This is a genomic window from Pseudomonas sp. LAMO17WK12:I1, from assembly GCF_900177315.1.
Lineage (GTDB): Bacteria > Pseudomonadota > Gammaproteobacteria > Pseudomonadales > Pseudomonadaceae > Aquipseudomonas > Aquipseudomonas marginalis.
In genome coordinates, this window is record NZ_FWZV01000009.1 from 167,029 (window position 1) to 190,926 (window position 23,898).

At 60.1% G+C, this 23,898-nt stretch carries 20 protein-coding genes and 2 pseudogenes; 12 read left to right on the forward strand and 10 right to left on the reverse strand.

What is annotated here, in order from left to right:
* Positions 1–4: 4 nt before the first annotated feature.
* The 4 genes and pseudogenes from B9N88_RS18670 to B9N88_RS33320 all read right to left on the reverse strand — a co-directional run.
* Positions 5–742, reverse strand: a pseudogene (locus B9N88_RS18670) (DUF2334 domain-containing protein); the annotation flags it as partial.
* Complete coding sequence (locus B9N88_RS18675; RefSeq protein WP_027605522.1) at positions 735–1,856, reverse strand: glycosyltransferase family 4 protein; 1,122 nt, start codon at positions 1,854–1,856, stop codon at positions 735–737. The gene B9N88_RS18675 and the pseudogene B9N88_RS18670, both read right to left, overlap by 8 nt.
* A gap of 106 nt (positions 1,857–1,962) precedes the next feature.
* Entirely contained in the window at positions 1,963–2,727 is a 765-nt protein-coding gene (locus B9N88_RS33315) for a methyl-accepting chemotaxis protein (protein ID WP_370671262.1), read from the reverse strand.
* 93 nt (positions 2,728–2,820) lie between these two features.
* Positions 2,821–3,852 (reverse strand): annotated as a pseudogene (locus tag B9N88_RS33320) (cache domain-containing protein); the annotation flags it as partial.
* 191 nt (positions 3,853–4,043) lie between these two features.
* On the opposite strand from B9N88_RS33320, the gene B9N88_RS18685 reads away from it, so the two are divergent.
* Positions 4,044–5,522, forward strand: a complete 1,479-nt coding sequence (locus tag B9N88_RS18685) for a helicase HerA-like domain-containing protein (protein ID WP_051429346.1) — start codon at positions 4,044–4,046, stop codon at positions 5,520–5,522.
* 4 nt (positions 5,523–5,526) lie between these two features.
* On the opposite strand, the gene B9N88_RS18690 is transcribed toward B9N88_RS18685, so the two are convergent.
* The gene (locus tag B9N88_RS18690; protein ID WP_027605525.1) at positions 5,527–5,982 is read right to left on the reverse strand and encodes a DUF721 domain-containing protein; all 456 of its coding nucleotides are present in this window, start codon (positions 5,980–5,982) and stop codon (positions 5,527–5,529) included.
* Between the two features lie 294 nt (positions 5,983–6,276).
* Between B9N88_RS18690 and secA the strand changes: the two genes are divergently transcribed.
* The 3 genes from secA to B9N88_RS18705 all read left to right on the forward strand — a co-directional run bounded on the left by secA (position 6,277) and on the right by B9N88_RS18705 (position 11,316).
* The gene (secA, locus tag B9N88_RS18695) at positions 6,277–9,012 is read left to right on the forward strand and encodes a preprotein translocase subunit SecA (RefSeq protein ID WP_027605526.1); all 2,736 of its coding nucleotides are present in this window, start codon (positions 6,277–6,279) and stop codon (positions 9,010–9,012) included.
* A 123-nt stretch (positions 9,013–9,135) separates the two neighbouring features.
* Positions 9,136–10,353, forward strand: a complete 1,218-nt coding sequence (gene argJ, locus B9N88_RS18700) for a bifunctional glutamate N-acetyltransferase/amino-acid acetyltransferase ArgJ (protein ID WP_027605527.1) — start codon at positions 9,136–9,138, stop codon at positions 10,351–10,353.
* Between the two features lie 18 nt (positions 10,354–10,371).
* A complete protein-coding gene (locus tag B9N88_RS18705) occupies positions 10,372–11,316 on the forward strand; it encodes a Nudix family hydrolase (protein ID WP_027605528.1) in 945 nt (314 codons plus the stop codon).
* Positions 11,317–11,445: 129 nt separating this feature from the next.
* Here B9N88_RS18705 and B9N88_RS18710 read toward each other — a convergent pair whose 3' ends face one another.
* From B9N88_RS18710 to B9N88_RS18720, 3 genes are read right to left on the reverse strand one after another with little or no spacing between them, the layout of a single operon-like run.
* Positions 11,446–12,024, reverse strand: coding sequence for a cob(I)yrinic acid a,c-diamide adenosyltransferase (locus tag B9N88_RS18710; RefSeq protein WP_027605529.1), 579 nt, complete (start codon positions 12,022–12,024; stop codon positions 11,446–11,448).
* Between the two features lie 2 nt (positions 12,025–12,026).
* A complete protein-coding gene (locus B9N88_RS18715; RefSeq protein WP_027605530.1) occupies positions 12,027–14,060 on the reverse strand; it encodes a sensor histidine kinase in 2,034 nt (677 codons plus the stop codon).
* Positions 14,061–14,106: 46 nt separating this feature from the next.
* On the reverse strand, positions 14,107–15,024 hold the full coding sequence (locus B9N88_RS18720) for a putative 2-dehydropantoate 2-reductase (RefSeq protein ID WP_027605531.1): 918 nt from the start codon (positions 15,022–15,024) through the stop codon (positions 14,107–14,109).
* Positions 15,025–15,147: 123 nt separating this feature from the next.
* Here B9N88_RS18720 and B9N88_RS18725 point away from each other — a divergent pair, with 123 nt between their 5' ends.
* Both B9N88_RS18725 and B9N88_RS18730 read left to right on the forward strand, forming a co-directional pair.
* Positions 15,148–15,633, forward strand: a complete 486-nt coding sequence (locus B9N88_RS18725) for a YajQ family cyclic di-GMP-binding protein (protein WP_003175814.1) — start codon at positions 15,148–15,150, stop codon at positions 15,631–15,633.
* Positions 15,634–15,768: 135 nt separating this feature from the next.
* Complete coding sequence (locus B9N88_RS18730) at positions 15,769–16,611, forward strand: mechanosensitive ion channel family protein (RefSeq protein ID WP_027605532.1); 843 nt, start codon at positions 15,769–15,771, stop codon at positions 16,609–16,611.
* 190 nt (positions 16,612–16,801) lie between these two features.
* Here B9N88_RS18730 and B9N88_RS18735 read toward each other — a convergent pair whose 3' ends face one another.
* On the reverse strand, positions 16,802–18,094 hold the full coding sequence (locus B9N88_RS18735; protein ID WP_027605533.1) for an OprD family porin: 1,293 nt from the start codon (positions 18,092–18,094) through the stop codon (positions 16,802–16,804).
* Between the two features lie 745 nt (positions 18,095–18,839).
* On the opposite strand from B9N88_RS18735, the gene B9N88_RS18740 reads away from it, so the two are divergent.
* Positions 18,840–19,265 carry an HIT domain-containing protein gene (locus tag B9N88_RS18740; protein WP_027605534.1) on the forward strand — a complete coding sequence of 142 codons (426 nt, stop codon included), beginning with the start codon at positions 18,840–18,842 and terminating at the stop codon, positions 19,263–19,265.
* A 3-nt stretch (positions 19,266–19,268) separates the two neighbouring features.
* Positions 19,269–19,475 (forward strand): SlyX family protein, encoded by a 207-nt coding sequence (locus tag B9N88_RS18745; RefSeq protein ID WP_027605535.1) that lies wholly within the window; start codon positions 19,269–19,271, stop codon positions 19,473–19,475.
* Between the two features lie 70 nt (positions 19,476–19,545).
* Here the strand turns inward: B9N88_RS18745 and B9N88_RS33065 are convergent, their stop codons facing one another.
* Positions 19,546–20,148: a cold-shock protein gene (locus B9N88_RS33065; RefSeq protein WP_005790922.1), complete on the reverse strand. Its 603-nt coding sequence runs from the start codon at positions 20,146–20,148 to the stop codon at positions 19,546–19,548.
* A gap of 428 nt (positions 20,149–20,576) precedes the next feature.
* Between B9N88_RS33065 and B9N88_RS18755 the strand changes: the two genes are divergently transcribed.
* The 4 genes from B9N88_RS18755 to aspS all read left to right on the forward strand — a co-directional run bounded on the left by B9N88_RS18755 (position 20,577) and on the right by aspS (position 23,854).
* Positions 20,577–21,050: a Dps family protein gene (locus B9N88_RS18755; RefSeq protein WP_027605536.1), complete on the forward strand. Its 474-nt coding sequence runs from the start codon at positions 20,577–20,579 to the stop codon at positions 21,048–21,050.
* 179 nt (positions 21,051–21,229) lie between these two features.
* The gene (locus B9N88_RS18760) at positions 21,230–21,571 is read left to right on the forward strand and encodes a ribbon-helix-helix domain-containing protein (RefSeq protein ID WP_027605537.1); all 342 of its coding nucleotides are present in this window, start codon (positions 21,230–21,232) and stop codon (positions 21,569–21,571) included.
* Between the two features lie 178 nt (positions 21,572–21,749).
* A complete protein-coding gene (locus tag B9N88_RS18765) occupies positions 21,750–21,971 on the forward strand; it encodes an FmdB family zinc ribbon protein (RefSeq protein ID WP_010208103.1) in 222 nt (73 codons plus the stop codon).
* A 107-nt stretch (positions 21,972–22,078) separates the two neighbouring features.
* A complete protein-coding gene (aspS, locus tag B9N88_RS18770) occupies positions 22,079–23,854 on the forward strand; it encodes an aspartate--tRNA ligase (protein WP_027605538.1) in 1,776 nt (591 codons plus the stop codon).
* Positions 23,855–23,898: the final 44 nt, after the last annotated feature.

The following is a 23,898-nucleotide window of genomic DNA, read 5'->3' on the forward strand; positions in this document are numbered from 1 at the left end:
CCACCTGTTCAGCCAGCCAGGCAGCCTTGGTCTGCGGTGTTCGCCCTGCGTCGAGTAGGCGTTGTACGGTTTCAAGCCAATAGCCGCGAGAGAATGCGTGGCGCATGTCTACCGGGTGCACGCCCAGGCGAATCACCGGGGCGGCGTGCCAGCGCTGTTCGCGACGATCGCTGATGACTCTGGACACCCCTCGGCGCCATGCACTGCGCGCACTCCAGGTCAGGCCCGGGGCTTCGATCGGCGTGAAATCGGGCAGTCGATACAGATGCTGCGGGCTGCTGGTGTAGCTCAGCGGTAGTTGGCGCAGGGCCTCGCGAGTGCCTTGGCTCATTAACCAGGCGGGTGCGACGAAGCCGTGCAACGGCCAGTCATGACGCCGGAATACTTCAATGCCATCCTGAAGACGATCAATGGCCTGGGCTTGAGACAGTTGATAGAACTCAGCCTCATGGGTGTAGAGGCGGCGCATGAACCAGTCTTTGGGTGTGCGCGGTGCCGGTTGGTCATCGCAATGGTAGTAACCGTGCAAGGCAAGTTCATCGCCCTTGGTCACGCGGCGATCCAGCAGGCGTTGAAAATCGCCGTGGGCAGTCAAGGCGTCGCGATGATGGAAGTCCGGCACCACCAACCATGTGATTGGCACGGCGCCCAGGGCATCGACGGCTTCGACAAAGGGCCGATAATCGGCCCAGTTGTGCGGCGCCACATCGTGCAGCACCAGTAATACCGAGCGCTCATGCATGGGAAGGCATCGGCTTGTGACTGCCCAGTACCGCGTGGTAGTGGCCGAGCAGGCTGTCGACCACCGTATACCAGGCGTAATGTTGTTCTACATGACGCCGAGCCTGCGCGCCCAGGCGCCTGCTGCCGAGGTTGAACAGCTCGCGCACCGTATCGGCCATCGCCCTTGGGTTGTTCGGTGCGCACAGCAGGCCGCAGCGTTCGTCGACTATCTCCGTGAACGCGCCAGCCGCCACCGCGATTACCGGTATGCCGCAAGCCATGGCTTCGAGGATGACCAGGCCAAAGGTTTCCTGGTCGCCGCCATGCAGCAAGGCATCGGCACTGGCCATCAGCCGGGCGACATGCTGTGCCGGGCGAAACCCCTCGATGACGGTGACATTGGCCGGCACGCTGGTCGGCATGCCGGAGCCCACCAGCACCAAGTGATAGCCGTCCCCCAGGCGTTTCATGCAGCGAAGCAGGATCGGCAGGTTTTTTTCCTTGGAGCCGCGCCCGGCAAAGATCAGCAGGCGGGTGTCTTCGCCGATCCCCAGCTCGGCGCGCAGGCCTGGGTCGCGGGCGTCAGGGGTAAAGGTTTGCAGGTCCACGCCCAGTGGTTGGACGAACACATTCTTCACGCCGAGCCCCATGAGCTTGTCGGCCATTACCTGGCTGGGCGCCAGTACTCGGTCGAAACTTCCATAGAGTTTGCTGACATAGGCTTCAACGTTCGGGGCAAACCAAGACCCCATGCGGTTGCTCACCAGTAGCGGTAAGTCGGAGTGGTAAAAGCCGATCACCGGCACATCCAGCTGGCGCCGGGCATCCAGCGCGGCCCAGGCGGTGAGATAGGGATCACCTACCTCGATCAGATCGGGCTGTAAATCGTGCAGGACATTTCGCCAAGGGGCGAGGCGAAGGGGGAAGCGGTAGCCTTTGCCGAAGGGCAGCGCGGGAGCCGGTACCTTGAAGATGCCATCCTGGTTGCTCCATTGCGCGCCAGGAATCAACAGGCTATGGCGAATGCCGGGCTTAAGCCTCAGGCGTCGGTGCTTGGCGTCCAGGTAAGTGCGCACGCCGCCGCTTGTCGGGGCGTAGAACATGGTTATGTCAGCGATATGCACGATGAACATCCCTCCGATCCATTGCTCTCCTAACGTGGACCTGAGCTAAGGATAGATGTTCGGTTGGCGTTCATCGTGAAAACAGTGCGGGAGCCTGACCGGCTCCTGCGGTAGTTCAGATCCGGAAGCTGCCCACCAGCTGTTTCAACCGTGCCGCCTGCTGTTCCAGGTCGGCGCAGGCGCGCAGCGTCGATTGCAGGTTTTCCACGCCTTCCTGATTGAGGGTGTTGATCTCGGTGATGTCCATGTTGATCGACTCCACGACCGAGGTCTGCTCTTCGGTCGCGGTGGCCACCGACTGGTTCATGCCGTCGATCTCGCCAATGCGCTGGGTCACGCTGTTCAAGCGTTCGCCGGCCAGGTTGGCGATTTCCACGCTGTCATGACTGTGGCGCTGGCTGTCGCTCATGGTGCTGACCGAGTCACGGGCACCGATTTGCAGCTCCTCGATCATCTTTTGTACTTGCTGTGCCGATTCCTGGGTGCGATGGGCCAGGTTGCGCACTTCATCGGCGACCACCGCAAACCCGCGCCCGGCTTCCCCAGCGCGTGCGGCTTCGATGGCGGCATTCAGTGCCAGCAGGTTGGTTTGCTGGGAAATACTGGTGATTACCTCAAGAATCTGGCCGATATTCACCGTCTTGCTGTTAAGTGCTTCGATATTGCTGCTTGAGGCACTGATCATTGCAGACAGCTGAGTCATCGCCTTGATATTGCGTTCAACTACCTGTTGACCGTCTTCGGCCAATTGCCGTGCGTCACTGGCCTGGTTGGAGGCTTGTGCGGCGTTACGCGCGATTTCCTGTGCGGCGGCGCCCAGTTCGTTGATCGCGGCGGCAACGCTGTTGGTGCGGTTGGCCTGTTCGTCGGAGTTGACCATCGACGAGTTGGACGCACTGACAACCCGCAGTGCGACTTCGTTCACCTGTTGGGTGGCTGAGGACACTTCGCGGATCGATGTATGAATGCGCTCTACGAAGCTGTTGAATGCGTTACCCAGGGTGCCGAACTCATCGTGATTCTGGATGGCCAGGCGGCGAGTCAGGTCACCTTCGCCGTCGGCGATGTCCTGCATCGCGCGAGTCATCACGTGCAGCGGCTGCAGCAGCACGCGTATCAGCATGCCGAGCAGAGCGATGATGATCACCACGGCAATCACGGTGGCGATTACGGCGGAGGTGCGGAATTTGCTGAGCATTGCGTAGGCTTCGTCCTTGTCCACCGATACCCCGAGGTACCAGTTCACCGAGGGCAGCCCCTTGATCCGTGTGAAAGTAACGATGTTGTCCTTGCCGTTGGCTTCGACTTCGCTGAAGTCGCCGCTGATGGTGGGCGTGTGTTTTGGGTAGACATCGGAGAGGGACTTCATCACCAGGCTTTTGTCCGGGTGTACCAGCACCTTGCCGTCGGCACTGACCAGGAACGCATAGCCCATGCCACCGAAGTTCAGTGCACCGATGTTGTCCACCAGGGTCTGCAGGCTCAGGTCGCCGCCGACCACGCCGATGCTCTGGCTGCCCTTGGCGCTGGGGGTGGCGATGGAGATGATCAATTGCCCGGTGGCTGCGTCGATGTAGGGCTCGGTCAGGGTCGAACCGTTGCTGCTCTGGGCACCTTTGTACCAGGGGCGAACGCGTGGATCGAAGCCGTCCGGCATCTTGGTGTCGGGACGGATGGTGAAGGCGCCCTGACTGTCACCCACGTAGGTGGCCATGAACGATGACGTCAGGGTTTTCTGCTCCAGCAGGCTTGCAACCGCAGCGGGTTCAGGGTTGATGGCGATGTTCTGTGCGGCGTTTTCCACCAATGCGATACGTCCGGTCAGCCAGGTCTGGATACTGTTGGCGGTGACGTCGCCCATCTCGTGCAGGTAGCTATTGAGGTCTTCGCGTATCGCGTTACGTTGCAAATAGTCGTTATAAAGGGTGAACAGCGTAAATGCCGCGATGACGATAAGGGAGGCTGCAAGCAGGATTTTATGGCTGAAACGCAGATTTTTATTCATAGCTTGAAGGGTCCGCTAAGGTCTTAATATCCGAAGCGCGTCCTTGTGGAACACGCGGGAGGGTAGCGTCAAAAAAAGTTTGATATTTCCGTTGGTCCCTGTAGGAACTATCTGAGCGTTTTTTAGACTTTGTGGGTCTCACATCTGTCTTATCGACCTGGCGACATTAAAGATTAACCATGGGTGACGAAATGCCTGACTCCACGCAACTCCTTATCGGTGCCGGTCTTGACGGCCAGCCCATTGCCCAGGCCATGCGCCTGGCCAACCGTCACGGCTTGATCGCCGGCGCCACGGGCACAGGCAAGACGGTCACGTTGCAACGTCTGGCAGAAGCGTTCAGTGATGCGGGCGTCGCGGTATTTGCCGCGGATATCAAAGGTGACCTCTGTGGCCTGGGTGCCGCCGCCAACCCTCAGGGCAAAGTCGCAGAGCGCATCGCCGGCATGCCGTTCCTTAATTACACGGCCAAGGCGTATCCGGTCACGCTATGGGACATCCACGGGCAGTCCGGTCATCCATTGCGCACCACCATCAGCGAAATGGGGCCTTTGTTGCTCGGCAGTTTGCTGGAACTCACGGACAGCCAGCAGTCGGCCCTTTACGCGGCGTTCAAGGTGGCGGATCGCGAAGGCCTGTTGCTGCTGGATCTCAAGGACCTCAAGGCCCTGCTCAACCACCTGCGTTATCACCCGGAGTTGCTCGGCGAAGATGCGGCGCTGATGACCACCGGCTCCAGCCAGGCGCTGTTGCGGCGTCTGGCAGTATTGGAGCAGCAGGGCGCCGAGGCGTTGTTTGGCGAGCCGGCCCTGCAGCTTGAAGACATCTTGCAGCCCACCCGCGAGGGGCGCGGGCGTATCCATCTGCTGGATGCCAGCCGCCTGGTGCATGAAGCCCCGAAAGTGTACGCGACCTTCCTGTTGTGGCTGTTGGCGGAATTGTTCGAGCAACTGCCCGAGCGCGGCGACGCCGACAAACCGTTGCTCGCGCTGTTTTTCGACGAGGCGCATTTGTTGTTTGCCGACACGCCCAAGGCCTTGCAAGAGCGCTTGGAACAAGTGGTGCGGCTGATCCGTTCCAAGGGGGTGGGGGTGTATTTCGTCACCCAATCGCCGGGCGACCTGCCGGACTCCGTGCTGGCGCAACTGGGTTTGCGCATCCAGCATGGCCTGCGGGCGTTCACCACGAAAGAACAGAAATCCTTGCGGGCGGTCGCAGACGGGTTCCGGCCGAACCCGGCGTTTGATGCGTTATCGGTGTTGACCGAGTTGGGCACGGGTGAGGCATTGGTGGGCACCTTGCAGGAAAAAGGTACGCCGGAAGTGGTCCAGCGCGTGCTGGTCGCGCCGCCGCAATCGCGAATCGGGCCGCTCAGCGTCGCTGAACGCGCTGCATTGGTGGCCGGTTCGCCCTTGCAGGGGCGCTATGACAAGCCGATTGATCGCGAGTCGGCCTATGAAGTATTGATGGCGCGCAAGGCGCTTGGACCGACCGAAGAGGCCAGGCAGGCCGACGAGGAGCCCAGCTTCACCGACAAGGCCGGGGCGTTTCTGGGAACCACCGCAGGCAAGGCGCTGAAGTCCGCGATGCAGCAGGCCGCCAATCAGATGGGGCGCCAACTGGTGCGTGGTTTGCTGGGGTCTTTGCTGGGCGGCAGTAAGCGCAAGTAACGGTTCAGGGCTTGGGCTTGCCATGGGCGGCCAGCCGCTCAAGTGCCGCGCGCAGGCCCGGATCGCTGATCCCGTCGGCCGTGGCCTGAATCGTCTCGGCCGCCGTCTCCGACAAGTCCATCGTGTGGCCCGCCGCGCCTTGCTGCACGGTCGGCGGCTGCACCTTGAACTGGATGCGCGTCAAGCTGGCGAACTCATCGAACGCCATCAATTGACGCTGCAGGCGTTTTTGCTGATAGCGCAGGCGGGTCGCCCAGTGGCCATCTGTGACAATCAGCAGCAGGTTGCCTTCACGCCAGGACGCCACGTGGCAGTGCTCACGGGCCGCCGGTTGCAGTTGGCTTTCGAGCAGGCGTTGCAAATGGCCCAAGCGTTGCGCATGGCCAAAGATGGCTTTCAACGGCTTGGCTTCGCGAAGCAACACGCTGGGCGCGCGGGCTGTAAGAGGGCGAAATGCCATGATTGGACACCTTAAGTAACAGAGCGGCCATCTTAGCAGAAAGCGTCTACGCGGCCCCGGGCAATGCATTGCCGGGGCTTTATCCACAAAATCAATGAGCTCCACGGGTTGAAGTTCGCGCAAAAGCCCTTATTTTAAACAAGCCCTCTCACAGCCCCTTGCCCGCCTCGGGGAACAACGCCACTTTCCTCACCCACGATTCCGGGTAGAATGCGCGTTCGCATGCGGCCGTGAGGGCTGCTCGGGCCACTCACGGTGCGCCCTCCATCCCTATGTGTGGAAGAACCTGCCGATATGTTTGCGCCTTTGTTAAAGAAACTTTTTGGAAGCAAGAATGAGCGCGAAGTCAAACGCATGCTCAAGACGGTGCAGCTGGTCAATGCCTTCGAAGAGCAGATGGTTGCCCTTTCGGACGAGCAATTGCGCGCCAAGACCGAAGAGTTCAAGGCCCGCATAGCCAAAGGTGAAACCCTCGACAAGCTGCTTCCCGAAGCCTTTGCGGTTGCCCGTGAAGCCGGTAAGCGTGTCATGGGCATGCGCCACTTCGACGTGCAGTTGATCGGCGGCATGACCTTGCATGAAGGCATGATTGCCGAAATGCGTACCGGTGAAGGCAAGACCCTGGTAGCAACCCTGGGTGTTTACCTCAACGCACTGTCCGGCAAGGGCGTGCACGTTGTGACGGTGAACGACTACCTGGCTCGTCGGGACGCCAACTGGATGCGCCCGCTGTATGAATTCCTCGGCCTGACCGTCGGCGTGGTAACGCCGTTCCAGCCGCCGGAAGAGAAGCGCGCCGCCTACGCCGCCGACATCACCTACGGTACCAACAACGAATTCGGTTTCGACTACCTGCGCGACAACATGGCGTTCAGCATGGAAGAAAAATTCCAGCGCGAACTCAACTTTGCCGTGATCGACGAAGTCGACTCCATCCTCATCGACGAAGCCCGTACCCCGCTGATCATCTCCGGCCAGGCCGAAGACAGCTCGCGCCTGTACACCGAGATCAACAAGTTGATCCCGCGCCTTGAGCAGCACATCGAGGAAGTGGAAGGCGTGGTGACCAAAGAAGGTCACTTCACCATCGACGAGAAGACCCGCCAGGTCGAACTCAACGAAGCCGGTCACCAGTTCGTCGAAGACATGCTGACCCAGATCGGCCTGCTGGCCGAAGGCGAGAGCCTGTACTCGGCCCACAACCTGGGCCTGCTGACCCACGTGTATGCCGGCCTGCGTGCCCACAAGCTGTTCCATCGCAATGTCGAATACATTGTGCAGGATGGCCAGGTCGTACTGGTCGACGAACACACCGGGCGTACCATGCCGGGCCGTCGTCTGTCCGAAGGCCTGCACCAGGCCATCGAAGCCAAGGAAATGCTCAACATCCAGGCCGAAAGCCAGACGTTGGCGTCCACCACCTTCCAGAACTACTTCCGCCTGTACAACAAGCTGTCCGGCATGACCGGTACCGCCGACACCGAAGCGTTCGAATTCCACCAGATCTATGGCCTGTCGGTGGTGGTCATCCCGCCGAACAAGCCGCTGGCCCGTAAAGACTTCAACGACCTGGTGTTCCTGACCGCCGAAGAGAAATACGCGGCGATCATCAACGACATCAAGGACGGCATGGCCCAGGGCCGTCCGATCCTGGTAGGTACCGCCACCATCGAGACTTCCGAGCACGTGTCCAACCTGCTCAACAAGGAAGGCATCGAGCACAAGGTCCTCAACGCCAAGTTCCACGAAAAAGAAGCCGAGATCATCGCCCAGGCCGGTCGCCCGGGTGCGCTGACCATCGCCACCAACATGGCCGGTCGTGGTACCGACATCCTGCTGGGCGGCAACTGGGAAGTGGAAGTGGCTTCGCTGGACGATCCGACCCCTGAGCAGATCGCCCAGATCAAGGCAGACTGGCAGAAACGCCACCAGGCCGTGCTGGAATCCGGTGGCTTGCAGGTGATCGCATCCGAGCGCCACGAATCCCGTCGTATCGACAACCAGCTGCGCGGTCGTGCCGGCCGCCAGGGTGACGCCGGTTCCAGCCGTTTCTACCTGTCCCTGGAAGACAGCCTGATGCGTATCTTCGCCTCGGATCGGGTGAAGAACTTCATGAAGGCCCTGGGCATGCAGTCCGGTGAAGCGATCGAGCACCGCATGGTGACCAACGCCATCGAGAAGGCCCAGCGCAAGGTAGAAGGCCGTAACTTCGACATTCGTAAGCAACTGCTCGAGTTCGATGACGTCAACAACGAACAGCGTAAAGTGATTTATCACATGCGTAACACGTTGCTGGCCGCCGACAACATTGGCGAAACCATCGCCGATTTCCGTCAGGACGTGCTCAACGCCACTGTCAGCGCACATATCCCGCCACAATCGCTGCCTGAGCAGTGGGATGTCGCTGGCCTGGAAGCGGCGTTGAAGAGCGACTTCGGTGTCGACTTGCCGGTCCAGCAATGGCTCGACGAAGACGACCACCTGTACGAAGAAACCCTGCGCGAGAAGCTCATGACCGAGCTGCTGGCCGCGTACAACGAGAAAGAAGAGCAGGCGAGTGCCGAAGCACTGCGCACCTTCGAGAAGCAAATCGTACTGCGTGTGCTGGACGACCTGTGGAAAGACCACCTGTCGACCATGGACCACCTGCGTCACGGCATCCACCTGCGTGGCTATGCCCAGAAGAACCCGAAGCAGGAGTACAAGCGCGAGTCGTTCACGCTGTTCTCCGAGTTGCTGGATTCGATCAAGCGCGATTCGATTCGCGTGCTGTCCCACGTTCAGGTGCGTCGCGAAGACCCGATCGAGGAAGAAGCGCGCCTGCGCCAGGAGGCCGAGGCACTGGCTGCGCGCATGCAGTTCCAGCACGACGAGGCACCCGGTCTGGAAGCGCCTGAAGTATTGGGTGAAGAGGTCGATGTGGCCCTGGCCCAGACCCCGGTTCGCAACGAGCAGAAGCTGGGCCGCAACGAACTGTGCTGGTGCGGTTCGGGCAAGAAGTACAAACACTGCCACGGCGAAATCAACTAAGATTTTTGCCTGACGCTGCTACACCCCGCGCCGCGACCGGCCCCTGCCGTCGCGGCGTTTTGCCATTAACTTCACCGTCGATCACGACGGCACAGACATCACCTATTTTTAAGGAGCGCATTCATGGCTGTTGGTCTTGGTCCTTTGCCCACATTGCACCCGGTTGCCGGTTTTGAGCTCGGTATCGCTTCGGCCGGCATCAAGCGTCCAGGGCGCAAGGATGTGGTGGTGATGCGCTGTGCCGAAGGCTCGACCGTTGCGGGCGTGTTCACCCTCAACGCCTTCTGCGCCGCGCCGGTGATCCTGGCCAAGCAGCGTGTTGCCGGCTCGATTCGTTACCTGCTGACCAACACCGGCAATGCCAACGCCGGTACCGGTGAGCCTGGGCTGGTCGCCGCCGCACGTACCTGTGCCAAGCTGGCCCAACTGGCCGGCGTGGACGCCAGCCAAGTGCTGCCATACTCCACCGGCGTCATCGGTGAGCCGCTGCCGGTCGAAAAAATCGAAGGCGCCCTGCAAGCCGCGCTGGACGACCTGTCTGTGGATAACTGGGCGGCAGCCGCCACCGGCATCATGACCACCGACACCCTGCCAAAAGGCGCGAGCCGCCAGTTCGTGCACGACGGTGTGACGGTTACCGTGACTGGCATCAGCAAGGGCGCGGGCATGATTCGCCCGAACATGGCCACCATGCTTGGCTATATCGCCACCGACGCCAAGGTTTCCCGCGATGTGTTGCACAGCCTGATCCTGGACGGCGCCAACAAGTCGTTCAACCGCATCACCATTGATGGCGATACGTCCACCAATGACTGCTGCATGCTGATCGCCACCGGCCAGGCCAACCTGCCGGAAATCACCGAAGCCAGCGGCCCGCTGTTCGCGGCGTTGAAGCAGGCGGTGTTCGAGGTGTGCATGGACGTGGCCCAGGCCATCGTGCGTGACGGTGAAGGCGCGACCAAGTTCGTGACCGTTGAAGTCAACGGCGGCGGCAACCACCAGGAATGCCTGGATGTCGGCTACACCGTGGCCCACTCGCCGCTGATCAAGACCGCGCTGTTCGCCTCCGACCCGAACTGGGGCCGCATTCTGGCTGCCGTCGGCCGTGCCGGCGTGCCGGACCTGGACGTGAGCAAGATCGACGTGTTCCTGGGTGACGTATGCATCGCCAGCCGTGGCGCCCGTGCCGAGACCTACACCGAAGCCCAGGGTTCGGCGGTGATGCAGCAGGAAGAAATCACTATCCGCATCGAGCTCGGTCGCGGTGAGTGCAGCGAAACCATCTGGACCACCGACCTGTCCCACGAGTACGTGAAGATCAATGCGGAATACCGCACCTGATAGAAGAGGATAAGCGCGGTGAAACGAGTGCATGTAGCAGCAGCGGTGATCCGCGGTGTCGACGGCAGGATCCTGCTGGCGCGCCGTGCCGATACCCAGCATCAGGGCGGCCTGTGGGAGTTTCCCGGTGGCAAGGTGGAGGCCGATGAGTCGGTCGCCACGGCCCTGTCCCGTGAGTTGCAGGAAGAGCTGGGTATTCAGGTCTCCACGGCGCGACCGCTGATCAAGGTGCAACATGACTACCCGGACAAGCAGGTGTTGCTGGATGTCTGGGAAGTCTCGGCCTTTACCGGCGAGCCCCACGGCGCCGAGGGACAACCGCTGGAATGGGTGACCCCGCGCGATCTGCCCCACTATGAGTTCCCGGCCGCCAATGCGCCAATCGTGGCGGCTGCGCGCTTGCCGGCCGACTACTTGATCACGCCGGGCGAGCTGGAAACGCCCACGCTCCTGCGCGGGATCCAGAAGGCTATCGCCGGTGGCATCAAGCTGATTCAGTTGCGGGCGCCCAACGGTTACGACCCCAAATACCGCGATCTTGCGGTAGATGCGGTGGGCCTGTGCGCCGGTAAGGCGCAGTTGATGCTCAAGGGTCCGTTTGAATGGCTCGGGGACTTCCCGGCGGCCGGCTGGCATATGACTTCGGCCCAACTGCGCAAGTATGCGAGCAAGGGCCGGCCGTTGCCGAAGGACCGCTGGTTGGCGGCGTCATGCCATAACGCGGAAGAACTGGCGTTGGCGGAGTTGATGGACGTGGATTTTGTCACGCTGTCGCCGGTGCAGCCGACCCAGACCCATCCCGATGCGCAGCCGTTGGGCTGGGAGCAGGCGGCAGAGTTGATCCGTGGGTTCAGCAAACCGGTGTTTCTATTGGGTGGGGTAGGGCCTGCTGAGCGGGAACAGGCTTGGGAAGCCGGCGCTCAAGGTATCGCAGGGATTCGGGCGTTCTGGCCTGAGGTTTGATGCTGTTCTGAAGGGCCCTATCGGGAGCAAGCCCCCTCCCACATTCGACCGGGTTCCAACTTTGGAATGTGATCAAAGTGTGGGAGGGGGCTTGCCCCCGATGAGGCCCTATCAGTCACCGAATCATCATCAGTGCGGCTTCGCCGCCGCCTGCCACAACACTTCTGCAACACCCTGGCGCCTGGCAATCACCCTTGCCGCCACAAACAGCAAATCCGACAGCCGATTGATATACGCCAACCCCACCCCTTCCAACGGCTCGACAGCATTCAAATGCTGACAGCGCCGTTCGGCACTGCGCGCCAGGCTGCGGCACACATGGGCCTGGGCAATCAGCGCTGAACCACCGGGCAAGATGAAATTCTCCAGGGGCCCGAGCTCTTCGTTCCAGCGATCGATCGCCGCTTCCAGCCGATCCACTTCCGCCGCGTTCAATGCCTTGTACTCCGGCATTGCCAACTCCCCACCCAGATCGAACAATCGATGCTGGCAAGGCGTAAGCACCTCGATCACGTCCTGTAAGCCTGGATGCTGTCCGCCGAGGGCTTCGAGATACGCCAGCAGTAACCCCAACTGGCTATTGAGCGTATCGACCTCGCCGATGGCCTCCACCCGGGGATGGTCCTTGGGCACGCGGCGGCCGTCGCCGAGGCCTGTTTCGCCTTTATCGCCGGTGCGGGTGTAAATCTTCGACAGGCGAAAGCCCATGGTCAGTGCTCCAGTTGGGTGAGTTCGTAAGGTGGCAGTTGGCCCGCCAGGGGCAGGCGCAAGGTGAAGCAGGTGCCTTGGCCGAGGGTGGAATGCACCTCCATCTGGCCCTTGTGGTTGTTGGTGATGATGAAGTACGACACCGACAGCCCAAGCCCGGTGCCCTGGCCGATTTCCTTGGTGGTAAAGAACGGCTCGAAGGTGCGTTTGCGCACGTTTTCGCTCATGCCGATGCCATTGTCTTCCACCTGGATTTCCGCCCACGGTGGGTTAAGGCGCGTGCGCAGGATGATGCGCCCCGGTTCGCTGTCGTCTTCGCGCAGATGAATGGCCTGGGCGGCGTTTTTCAGCAGGTTGAGCAGCACCTGTTCCAGTTCGTTGGCCGTGCCGGGCACGGGGCCCAGTTGCGGGTCGAACTGGCGGATGATCGCCTGGCCCTTGAAATCGAAGCCAATGGCCAGGTCAAAGTCGTTACCGGCGATTTCTACCGCCTGGTCGATCAGCGCCGGCAAGTCGCAAGGCGCCATCTGCCGGTTGCTGCGGCGGCTGAAGCTGAGCATGTGGGTGACGATTTTCGCCGCCCGTGCCCCCGCCTGCTGGATACCGTCGAGCAGTTGCGGCACTTCGCGGCTTTGCAGGTAGCGGTTGACGGTGTCCAGCTCAACCCCCACCTGCTCGGCGTGTTCCAGGTTCTTGGGCAGGTCAGGGGACAGGCGCCGACGAATGTTCTGCACGTTATGCAGGATCGCCCCCAGCGGGTTGTTGATCTCGTGGGCCATGCCGGCGGCAAGTCCGCCGACGGAAAGCATTTTTTCCGACTGCACCATCATCTCTTCCAGTGACAGGCGCTGGGTGATGTCGTCGATACGGATCACTACGCCGCGCCCGGCACCGCCCATCAGCGGGTAGAAGGTCAGGGCGTAATGCTTGGGTTCGTCGTCCTTGACCCAGGTGACGCGCTCGATGCGTTCCACCGTGTGTTGCTCCACCGTGGCCTTGATCTGCGGCAGGTACGGCTTGAGCGGCTGGAAGGCGAGGTAGATCGGTTGATTCAGCGCTTCATCCAGGCGCGTGCCGGACAGAGCCGTGGCTTCCTGATTCCATTGGGTGACGTAGAGCTGTTCGTCCAGGGCGATCAGTGCCGAAGGCATCGAGTCGATGATGCTGTTCAGGTAGTTCTGGAAACCGGTGAGCTTTTTCTCGATCTTGCTGCGTACCTGGACTTCCAGCTCCAGCTTGCGGTTGGTGTGGCGCGTCTCTTCGGCCAGGCCTTGTGCCTGGTCGTAGGCCGCCTGGGAGTCGTCCCGCGCGCGCTTGAGCTGCTGCTCCCGGGCTTCGATGCGCGACAGCATGGTGTTGAAGGCTTCGGCCAGGCTGCCGATTTCGTCGTGGTTGCCTGGGCCGGCGCGCAGGGCGTAGTTCTCTTCGCGGGTGACCTGGCGTGACAGCTCTTCGAGTTCATGGATCGGCCGGGTGATCAGGCGTTTGATTTGCCGGGCGATGATCAACCACAGCAGCACACTGAAAATCAGGATGCCCAGGCTCGCCGTCAATGTGCCGGTATAGAAGGCCACCGGCAGCTCACTGCTGGCCACCAGCAGCAGGTGGCCGGACGGTTGGCCGGGGCGGGGCAGGGTGATGACCTGGTTACTGCGAAATTCGGTCACTCGCCAGGCTTCGATATGCCGGTAGTTGTCCGGGAGGTGCAGGCGATCGCCGTGTTGCATCTGCGCCAGGCGATTGCCTTCGCCGTCGTACAGGGCGGCGGCGCGCAGGGGAGAATAGCTGGTCAGTTCATTGAGCAGCGCATCGGCCTTGGCTGGGGATTCAAGGGCTTCGGCGGCCAGGGCCGGGTTGGACACCAGCCGGCCGATGGCCTGCAAGGCCTGGGGCGCCATGCTTTCCTGGGAGATCCAGTAGGCGGCGCTGATAAAGGTCAGGTTAGCCACCAGCAGGACGGTGGTCAGCAGCACCAGCAGGGCGGCCAGCAGTTTCTGCCCGACCGGTAGGTTTTCTAGACGCTGGCGCAGCGGCATCAGGGTTTTCCCAGGTGATAGACAGGCGGGCAGGGTAGCGCGTGGTTCAGTCGCGGGGCAATCCGCGTGCAAGTAACTGCTCGACCAGGCGCACTTGCAGCTGTTGCACATGGGGCAGGCTCAATTGGTGACGGGCGGCCGCCTGGCAAGCATAGCCCAACAAGTAGCTGATCTCGGTGCGGCGGGCGTTGGCCACGTCCTGGTACATGGAGGAATAATTGGCGGCCGTGGCCTGGATGACCCGTTCCACTTCCTGGTGCAGATCCCGCGCGGCGGCGGGTTGGCCGCAGCATTCCAGCAGTTCGCCAAGTTCGGCACACAGGGTCGCGACTTCACATTGATGGCTCTGCAGTTCGCCGTTGCGGCACTGGTAAAGCACCGTCAGCGGGTTGATCGCGCAATTGAGCGCCAGTTTGCGCCACAGGCGCGTCAGGATGTCGGTACTCCATTCGTGGGGGATGCTCGCAGCGTGCAGGTCATCCAGCCACAGCGGCGGAGTAGGGTGGCTCGCGTCTCCCAGCCAGGTGTAGCCATGGCCGGCGAACACCACGCGCCAGTCACCGTCGCGAAACGCGCCTTCGGTGCTGGAGGCAAAAATGCAGCGCGCCTGGGGCAGTTGCGCGGCCACCGCGTCCTGGCTGCCGAGGCCGTTCTGCAGCAGGATCAGCTCGGCGTCCGGTGCCAGACGGTGTTGCAGTTGTGCGACAGCGCCCTGGGCGTCGTAGGCCTTGCACGCTACCAGCAGGCGATGAATCGGCTCGGGGCTGTCGGGCGTTTCAGCCAACACCGGGTAGGTATGGGCGACGCCGTGTTCCACCAGGGTCAAGCCGGGTGAAGCCCGGTAGCTGGCCAGGCGCCTGGCATCGCGCAGGATCAACCTGACGGGCAAGCCGGCACGAGCCAGGCGGGTGGCCCACAGTGTGCCCAGGCTGCCCGCGCCGAGAATATGCCAGGTGGTCGACATCAGTTTTTGCTCCGTAGGGTCGCTCACAGTGAACGGGACGAAAGAACCGCTATAATGCCCCGGCATTTTAGCTCGGGCGCGCTCCATCTCTACTGAACCCGCCCCTTATATTGGAGAAATCACATGCCTTCGTTCGACGTGGTATCTGAACTGGACAAACACGAAGTCACCAACGCCGTCGAGAACGCCGTCAAGGAGCTGGACCGCCGCTATGACTTGAAAGGCAAGGGCAGCTTCGAATTCAAGGAAAAGGAACTGACCGTCAACCTGACCGCTGAAGCCGATTTCCAGCTGGAAGCGATGATCGAGATACTCAAGTTGTCGCTGGTCAAGCGCAAGATCGACGCGCAGTGCCTTGAAATCAAGGACGCCTACGCCTCCGGCAAGCTGATGAAGCAGGAAGCCGTACTCAAGGAAGGTATCGACAAGGAGCTGGCGAAGAAGATCGTCGCCCATATCAAGGATGCCAAGCTGAAAGTCCAGGCTGCCATCCAGGGTGAGCAGGTTCGTGTCACCGGCAAGAAGCGTGATGACCTGCAGGAGGCCATTGCCGCCCTGCGCGCCAAGACCTTCGACATGCCGCTGCAGTTCAATAACTTCCGCGACTGATGGCACAGTGGGGAACCTGTGGACGTTTTCGGCGTCCCACGCCCCAGAGCCAGCGCCTGCACTTGAGCCCTACGGGGCTCATTTGCGTTTTCAGGCAGTCAGTAAGCCGCACATCTGCCACACAGGAGAAGCTACATGGATTTAAACGCTGAAATGGATCACTTGATCAAGACCTCGCAGTCATGGATCCCGATGATCATGGAATACGGCAGCCGGGTGTTGCTGGCGGTAATCACCCTGGCCATTGGCTGGTGGCTGATCAACGTATTGACCCATCGTGTGGGCCGTCTGCTGGCCATGCGTAACGCGGACCTGGCGCTGCAGCACTTCATCACCAGCCTGGCGAACATTGCGCTGAAAGTCATGCTGATTGTCAGCGTGGCCTCGATGATCGGCGTGGCGACCACCTCGTTCGTCGCCGCCATCGGTGCCGCTACCCTGGCCATCGGCCTGGCGTTGCAAGGCAGCCTGGCCAACTTTGCCGGTGGGGTGCTGATCCTGTTGTTCCGCCCGTTCCGCATTGGTGACTGGATCGAAGCCCAGGGCACTTCCGGGACCGTCGACAGTATCCAGATCTTCCACACCGTGCTGCGCACCGGCGACAACAAGACTGTCATCGTACCCAACGGCATCCTGTCCAACGGCATCATCACCAACACCAACCGTCAGCCGACCCGCAAGGTGGTGTTTGACGTGGGTGTGGACTACGAGGCGGATCTGCAAAAGGCCCGTGAAGTACTGCTGGACCTGGCAAAAGATCCGCGCGTACTGACGGATCCTGCTGCGGTGGCCGTGGTGTCGACCTTGGGCGATAGCTCGATCACGGTTTCCCTGCGCTGCTGGACCAATACCCCGGATTATTGGGATGTAGTGTTCATGCTGAATGAACTGGCGCGTGATCGTTTAAAGGCAGCGGGGATTGATATTCCATTTCCGCAGCGCGTTATTCGAGTGATGCAGGAAGCAGCTCCGAAGTAAGTGAAAGAAGCGCGTTTAACTTGGCCGAAAGGTCAGGTTAAACGTGTCATCTGAATCTCGTTAGTTAGCTTGCTAGTTATTTATTCGCTGAAATAAAACTGCAATAAAAAAGCCGCTCCCTTGTAAACAGGGGAGCGGCTTTTTTGTTTAAGGCCGGGGCCTTAAGTCATCGTTGTAATTGAACCGGCAATTACAAGATGTTCAGCGGGTATTGCGCGATCAGACGCAGTTCGTCGAGGGAACCCGAGTAAACCTGATCAGACGAGCGATAGGTCGCTTGACGTACGCGCAGGCTCAGGTCTTTGGCTGGACCGCTCTGGATCACGTATTTGGCTTCGATATCGCGTTCCCACTCTTTACCATTGTTAGTGGTCGAGGTGTTGGCGCCAGTACCTTTCACATAACGAGTCATGAAGCTCAGGCCTGGGATACCAAAGGTCGCCATGTTCAGGTCATAGCGAGCCTGGTAGGACTTCTCGTCTTCAGCGTTGAAGTCGGAACGGGCGATGGAGTTGGCCAGGAAAATCGTGCCGCCACCGTCTACGCCGTAGCCGTACTGGCCGTCGCCGCTGACCTTCTGTGCTGCCAGGGTGAAGGTGTGAGCGCCAATGGTGTACGCGCCTTGCAGGCTGAACGCACGGTTGTCGAGCTTGGTGGTGCTGTCTTTGTCAGCACGTACCAGGCCGGCGCCGTCGCTCTTGGTGTCGTAGATGTTGAAGTCGACAGCCACGGACTGGTCATCGCTGAGCGCGTGGGTCCAGTTGACGTTGGCGTAGATCTTCTTCCAGTAGTCTTCCACTTTCGAGTAGTAGAGGCTGGTGGTGAACTCTGGGGTCCAGGAGTACACACCGCCGACGAAGTTGGCGTCTCGCAGGCCACGGCTCGAGCCTGGTTCGGAGCTGGCGATACTGTCGCGGTAGGTTTGATCCTGAGCAACGATCGAGGTGAAGTGACCGGCTTCCAGTTTCAGATCTTTGATTTCGTTGCTGGTGATGGAGATGCCTTGCGGCAGTTCCGGCAGCAAACGGCTGTCATCGGAAGCGAACACTGGAGCGGTGGTGTACTGATCACCGATCTTCAGGACCGTATTGGACATACGGAACTTGATGGCTGCGCCGCCTTTGGAGTAGTCATCCTGCGAACGGCCGTCGGAACCCTCTGGGAACAGACCGGTGCCGGCACGGCCTTTGCCGCTGTCCAGCTTGACGCCCAGCAGACCGATCACGTCGACACCGACACCGATGGTGCCTTGGGTGTAACCCGAGCTGAAGAGGCCGTGGAAGCCGAGGCCGGTTTCTTCGATACGGCTTTGTTCTGCACCGTGGTTACGGCGGTCACGGCTGAAATACAGGGCCCGTGTCAGAATGCTGGCTGTACTGTCCTCGATAAAGCCCTTGGAATCGTCCTGGGCGGACGCCATTGCGAACTGCGAGGTGCCTGCTGAAACAGCCAGGGCGATCATGCTCCACTTCATCACGCGCATCGTGATTTGCTCCTTTGGTTTTAGGAAGAGTACTGCCGTCCCACCTGTATTTTTATCTGGGCGGCTCTTTCTTTTTTGTGTCGGCGCAAAGTTATATCACGCAGACTCTATTGACGATACTTACCCATCTTTCCTTTCAGCTTCTTTACGAGGCTGTCGTAAATTGCTAGTTCCATGTCGCAAATTCACAGTCCGAATGTAACGGGACTGACAACTTCAATGCTGTTTTCAAACGCCTTTCAGCGTTTGTCGTCTTCCTTGGTATACATTGAAACGCCACTGTTATTTATCGCGAAACACTCACTTCCCTGCAGGTGCCGTTGTCGACGATAGGGGGGTGAATGCAACAAGCGCGCCCAAATCGGTAACTGAATGTCATTTTTTCGTGAAAAACGTTACGACGTGGTAAAAACCGCATAAGCACGGGCTTTTTACGCCGTTTGGTTTGGGCTTGACGCCCGTGTGTTACCGCTGTTCGGGGGTGCAAAAAAACCTTGCCCGAGAAAAACGTTACCGGTCCACCCCCATGGGTGGGTAGTTGGCGGATCTCTTTGAGGCACAAGTGGGTCATTTTGGTGCATCCCGGTGAGGCCCGAGTTAGCGTAGCTCAATTATTCGCCTGCATCGAAAGGGTGCGGTTTTTTTCTCCGGATGCGCCGGGGCTCTCCCGCATTCGCCGTGAAGCCGCCCGCATTCAAAGGTATGCTGGGCGCCAGAACCTGACCTGCCAAACGGAGTGCCCGTGGTGTTCGCCTTAGACCAACGCCTGCAACAAGACACACTGGTGATCGGGGACTTCCCGTTGTGCCGCCTGCTGCTGTCCGATGACTCGAATTACCCGTGGTTCATCCTGGTGCCGCGCATCAACGGTATCAGCGAAGTGTTTCAGCTGGATGTCGCAGATCAACAGATCCTCTGGAAGGAAACTACGTTGCTGGCGCAGTTACTCAACGAAGGCCTGGGCGCCGACAAGATGAATATCGGTGCGCTGGGCAATGTCGTCAGCCAATTGCACGTGCATGTGATCGTACGCAAGCGTGATGATGCTGCGTGGCCTGCGCCGGTGTGGGGCAAGCATCCGGCCCGGCCGTACACTGACGAACAAGTGGCGGCCATTCGTGTGCGCCTGCGCGCGTTGCTGCCTGCCGACTTTATCTTTACCCAGGGTTGAACCATGGACTTGCAAGACCGCGTTACCGATCTGGAAAGCCGCCTGGCTTTTCAGGACGACACCATCGAGACCCTCAATGACATCCTGGTCGCCCAGCAGCGCGCGGTTGAACGCCTGCAGCTGCAGATGACCGCGCTGCTCAAGCGTCAGGAAGAAATGGGCGGCCAGTTCGAGACGTCCGAAGAAGAGGCGCCGCCACCGCACTATTAATCCGAGTGCAATAAAAAACCGCGACCCAGCCAAGGCTGGATCGCGGTTTTTTTTGCTGCGACGGCTGGAATCAGCGACGCGGCAGGGCAGCGATCACGTCTTCGGCTTGCAGGCCTTTGTCGCGATTCATCACGGAGAACTCCACGCGCTGGCCTTCCACCAGGACGCGATGGCCTTCGCCACGGATAGCCCGGAAGTGGACGAAGATGTCGTCGCCCGAATCGCGGGAAATAAAGCCGAAGCCTTTGGAGGTGTTGAACCACTTGACGGTACCGGTATCCCGATTGGTCATGTCGTAGTTTTGCGACGCGGCCGCCGGGGACGAACGGTAGAAGCTGATGGCCAGGTGAAGAACGATAGCGACCACAGCAATCACCAGGCTGAGCAGGATGGCCGGATGGCCGCCCACTTCAGGCATAGGTGCCAGGAGGGTGAGGGTTTGTACGACAACGGTCAGTACCAGCAGTGCGCTGACCAGGTTTTGCAGTTGATGACGTGTGCCTTTGTTCCAGTAAGGGATTACGGGAGCGAGCGTCAGGTTAAGAAGGCCGAACAAGGCCAGGTACAGAGCGTCGTGTTGTTGCAGGTAGGGCAGGCTTTCAGGCTGCAGGCTCGGGATAAAGGACAGCAGCAACGCTGCAACGCCCGTTAGCAGGTGGACGATTTTCAACATTTTGATTAACTCACGTTAAGACGGATCACAAGGAAGAGCTGACTGGCACGGTTCGCTTCTGAACAATGGGAGGCGTTGGGCACGTGCGCGGGTATCAGCCTATGCCGCTTGCCGTGGAAATTAACGACGGCGACACGCTGCCTATTTAACAGCAAAGGCCGTGCCTACTCAAATCGAGCATTTTCCGCGGTTGAAAGGGGCGTGGCATTTCTGCGTGAAACGCTTGTCCTAGACATGTGCAGGTGTTTCTGGCGGCCTTAAAGGAAATTTCCGACGTGTCCAAAGGCTTGTACTGCACGGGCTGAAAGGTCGTGCAGGGGCGATTTGTCGCATGTCGCCCGAGGGTGTCGGGCTGCGTCTACGCGGCGCTCTTGCTAGAGTGGTCGTGCACCTGATCAATGAATGCTTGTCAATTGAAGGGGATAAACATGGCAATCGATATCGGTATCAGTGAAGAAGATCGTAAATCCATCGTCGATGGGCTTTCACGACTGCTCTCCGATACCTATGTACTGTACCTGAAGACCCACAACTTCCATTGGAACGTCACGGGCCCCATGTTCCGTACGCTGCACCTGATGTTCGAAGAGCAGTACAACGAGCTGGCGCTGGCGGTGGACGCCATAGCCGAGCGTATCCGTGCCCTGGGTTTCCCGGCACCGGGCGCCTATTCGATCTACGCCCGTCTTTCCTCCATCAAGGAAGAAGAGGGAGTTCCCAGCGCAGAAGAGATGATCAAGCAACTGGTGGCGGGCCAGGAGGCGGTCACGCGTACCGCACGCGGTATTTTCCCGTTGCTCGACAAGGTCAGCGATGAGCCGACCGCGGACCTGCTGACCCAGCGCATGCAGGTTCACGAGAAAACCGCGTGGATGCTGCGCTCCCTGCTCGAAAACCAGTAACCGTCACCCACAGTGGCGCCGTTGTGGCGCCACTTGCTTGTTTCCACGCATTTCCTGGCGTTGTCCTACGCCTATCAACGCCCCGTCTTCTGGCTGCCTGCTTCGTCCTGCTGTCTTATAGGGCCACTGTCCAATGGGAGAACCCATGGGCTGTTGTTTGGCAATGGAGTGTCAGGTGTATGTCACGTGGAGTGGATGTGGGAGTGATGGAAACCGGTGGTTTCCACAAGATAAGCGTCGACCCCTTCGCCAAGGGGTTCGATATGGGGCTGGCCAAGCCATTGTCCCGATCGGTAAGGCTCAATGGGTTTTCCACTTGTCTTCGGCTTGAGCAGATCTATTGGAATATCCTCACGGAAATAGCCAGGATCAATGCCTGCTCTGTCAGCGCATTGCTGTCCTATGTCGATCGGGAAGTGCACTTGCGGTATGGAGGAGTGAAGAACTTCAGTGGGTTGGTCAGGGTAGTGTGTGTGGTTCATCTGTTAAAGGGCCGTGCTGTCTCGCCAAGCCCTGAGTAATCGGCAGGCCTCGGGGCTGGTCCGCTGTCGAGGTGGGCCTGCCCCGGGCAGAAAGCCGGCTGCGCTGCCTTGATTTACCAGATATAATCCCGCGCTTTGCTGCTGCCGGGGCTTTCTCCCTCTGCTCTCTATCAAGAGCGGGCGCGGCACAGTAACGATCGACCGCCGAGACATCGCCATGCCCATGTACGACTATCAATGTGCTTCCTGTGGACATCAGTTGGAAGCCATCCAGAAGATCAGCGCAGCGCCGCTGGTCGATTGCCCGGCCTGCCAGGCACCCGAGCTCAAGAAGATGTTGTCCATGCCGGGCTTCCGCCTGAGCGGCAGCGGCTGGTACGAGACCGATTTCAAGACCGGTTCGAAGAAGAACCTTGCGGGCGGCGACAAAGCAGACTGAGTTGAACTCCATGCGCAGGCTCCTGCATTATCCGTCCCCTGCTTTAATGTACGGTGACGAGGCAGGCCTCCACCGAATTTCGAATTACGAGAAGTGAAACCACTACCATGATGCGCAGCCACTATTGCGGCCAACTGAACGAGACCCTGGATGGTCAGGAAATCACCCTTTGCGGATGGGTTCACCGTCGCCGCGACCACGGCGGGGTGATCTTCCTCGATATCCGTGATCGTGATGGCCTGGCCCAGGTGGTGTTCGATCCGGACCGCGCCGAAAGCTTCGCCGCTGCTGACCGTGTGCGCAGCGAGTACGTCGTGAAGATCACCGGCAAGGTTCGCCTGCGTCCTGCCGGTGCCGTGAACGCGAACATGGCGTCCGGTGCGATCGAAGTGCTGGGCTACGAGCTGGAAGTACTCAACGAATCGGAAACCCCGCCGTTCCCGCTGAACGAATACTCCGACGTCGGCGAAGAAACCCGCCTGCGCTACCGTTTCCTGGACCTGCGTCGTCCGGAAATGGCCGAGAAGCTGCGCCTGCGTTCGCGCATGACCACCAGCATCCGCCGCTTCCTCGACGAGAACGGCTTCCTTGACGTCGAAACGCCTATCCTGACCCGGGCCACCCCGGAAGGCGCGCGTGACTACCTGGTGCCTAGCCGTACCCACGCCGGCAGTTTCTTCGCCTTGCCGCAGTCGCCGCAGCTGTTCAAGCAGCTGCTGATGGTGGCCGGTTTCGACCGTTACTACCAGATCGCCAAGTGCTTCCGCGACGAAGACCTGCGCGCCGACCGCCAGCCGGAATTCACCCAGATCGACATCGAGACCAGCTTCCTCGATGAGAAAGAGATCATGGGCATCACCGAGCAGATGATCCGCAACCTGTTCAAGGAAGTACTGGACCTGGAGTTCGGCGAATTCCCGCACATGACCTTCGAAGAGGCCATGCGCCGCTACGGTTCGGACAAGCCCGACCTGCGTAACCCGCTGGAACTGGTGGACGTGGCCGACCAGCTCACCGAAGTTGATTTCAAGGTGTTCAGCGGCCCGGCCAACGACCCGAAATGCCGCATCGCCGCCCTGCGCGTGCCTGGCGGCGCGAGCATGCCGCGCAAGCAGATCGACGACTACACCAAGTTCGTCGGCATCTACGGTGCCAAGGGCCTGGCGTACATCAAGGTCAACGAGCGCGCCAAGGGTGTTGAAGGCCTGCAGTCGCCAATCGTGAAGAACATCCCGGAAGCCAACCTCAATGTGATCCTGGATCGCGTGGGCGCGGTCGACGGCGACATCGTGTTCTTCGGCGCCGACAAAGCCAAGATCGTCAGCGAAGCCCTGGGCGCGCTGCGGATCAAGCTGGGCCACGACCTGGACCTGCTGACCTGCAAGTGGGCACCGATGTGGGTCGTCGACTTCCCGATGTTCGAAGAGAATGATGACGGTAGCTTCAGCGCCTTGCACCACCCGTTCACCGCGCCGAAGTGCTCGCCCGAAGAGCTGGAAGCCAACCCGGCAGGCGCGCTGTCCCGCGCGTATGACATGGTGTTGAACGGTACTGAGCTGGGTGGCGGTTCGATCCGTATCCACCGCAAAGAGATGCAACAAGCGGTCTTCCGCCTGCTGGGCATCAACGAAGCGGAACAGGAAGAGAAGTTCGGTTTCCTGCTCGACGCCCTGAAATACGGCGCGCCACCCCACGGTGGCCTGGCTTTCGGCCTCGACCGCCTGGTGATGCTGATGACCGGCGCCCAGTCGATCCGTGAAGTGATCGCCTTCCCGAAAACCCAGAGTGCTGCGGACGTCATGACCCAGGCTCCGGGTGTGGTGGATGCCAAGGCATTGCGCGAGCTGCATATTCGCCTGCGCGAGACGCCGAAGGCTGAGTAAGGCTGCTGCGTGAAAGCGCACTGAGGTTTACGCAGTCTAAAAAG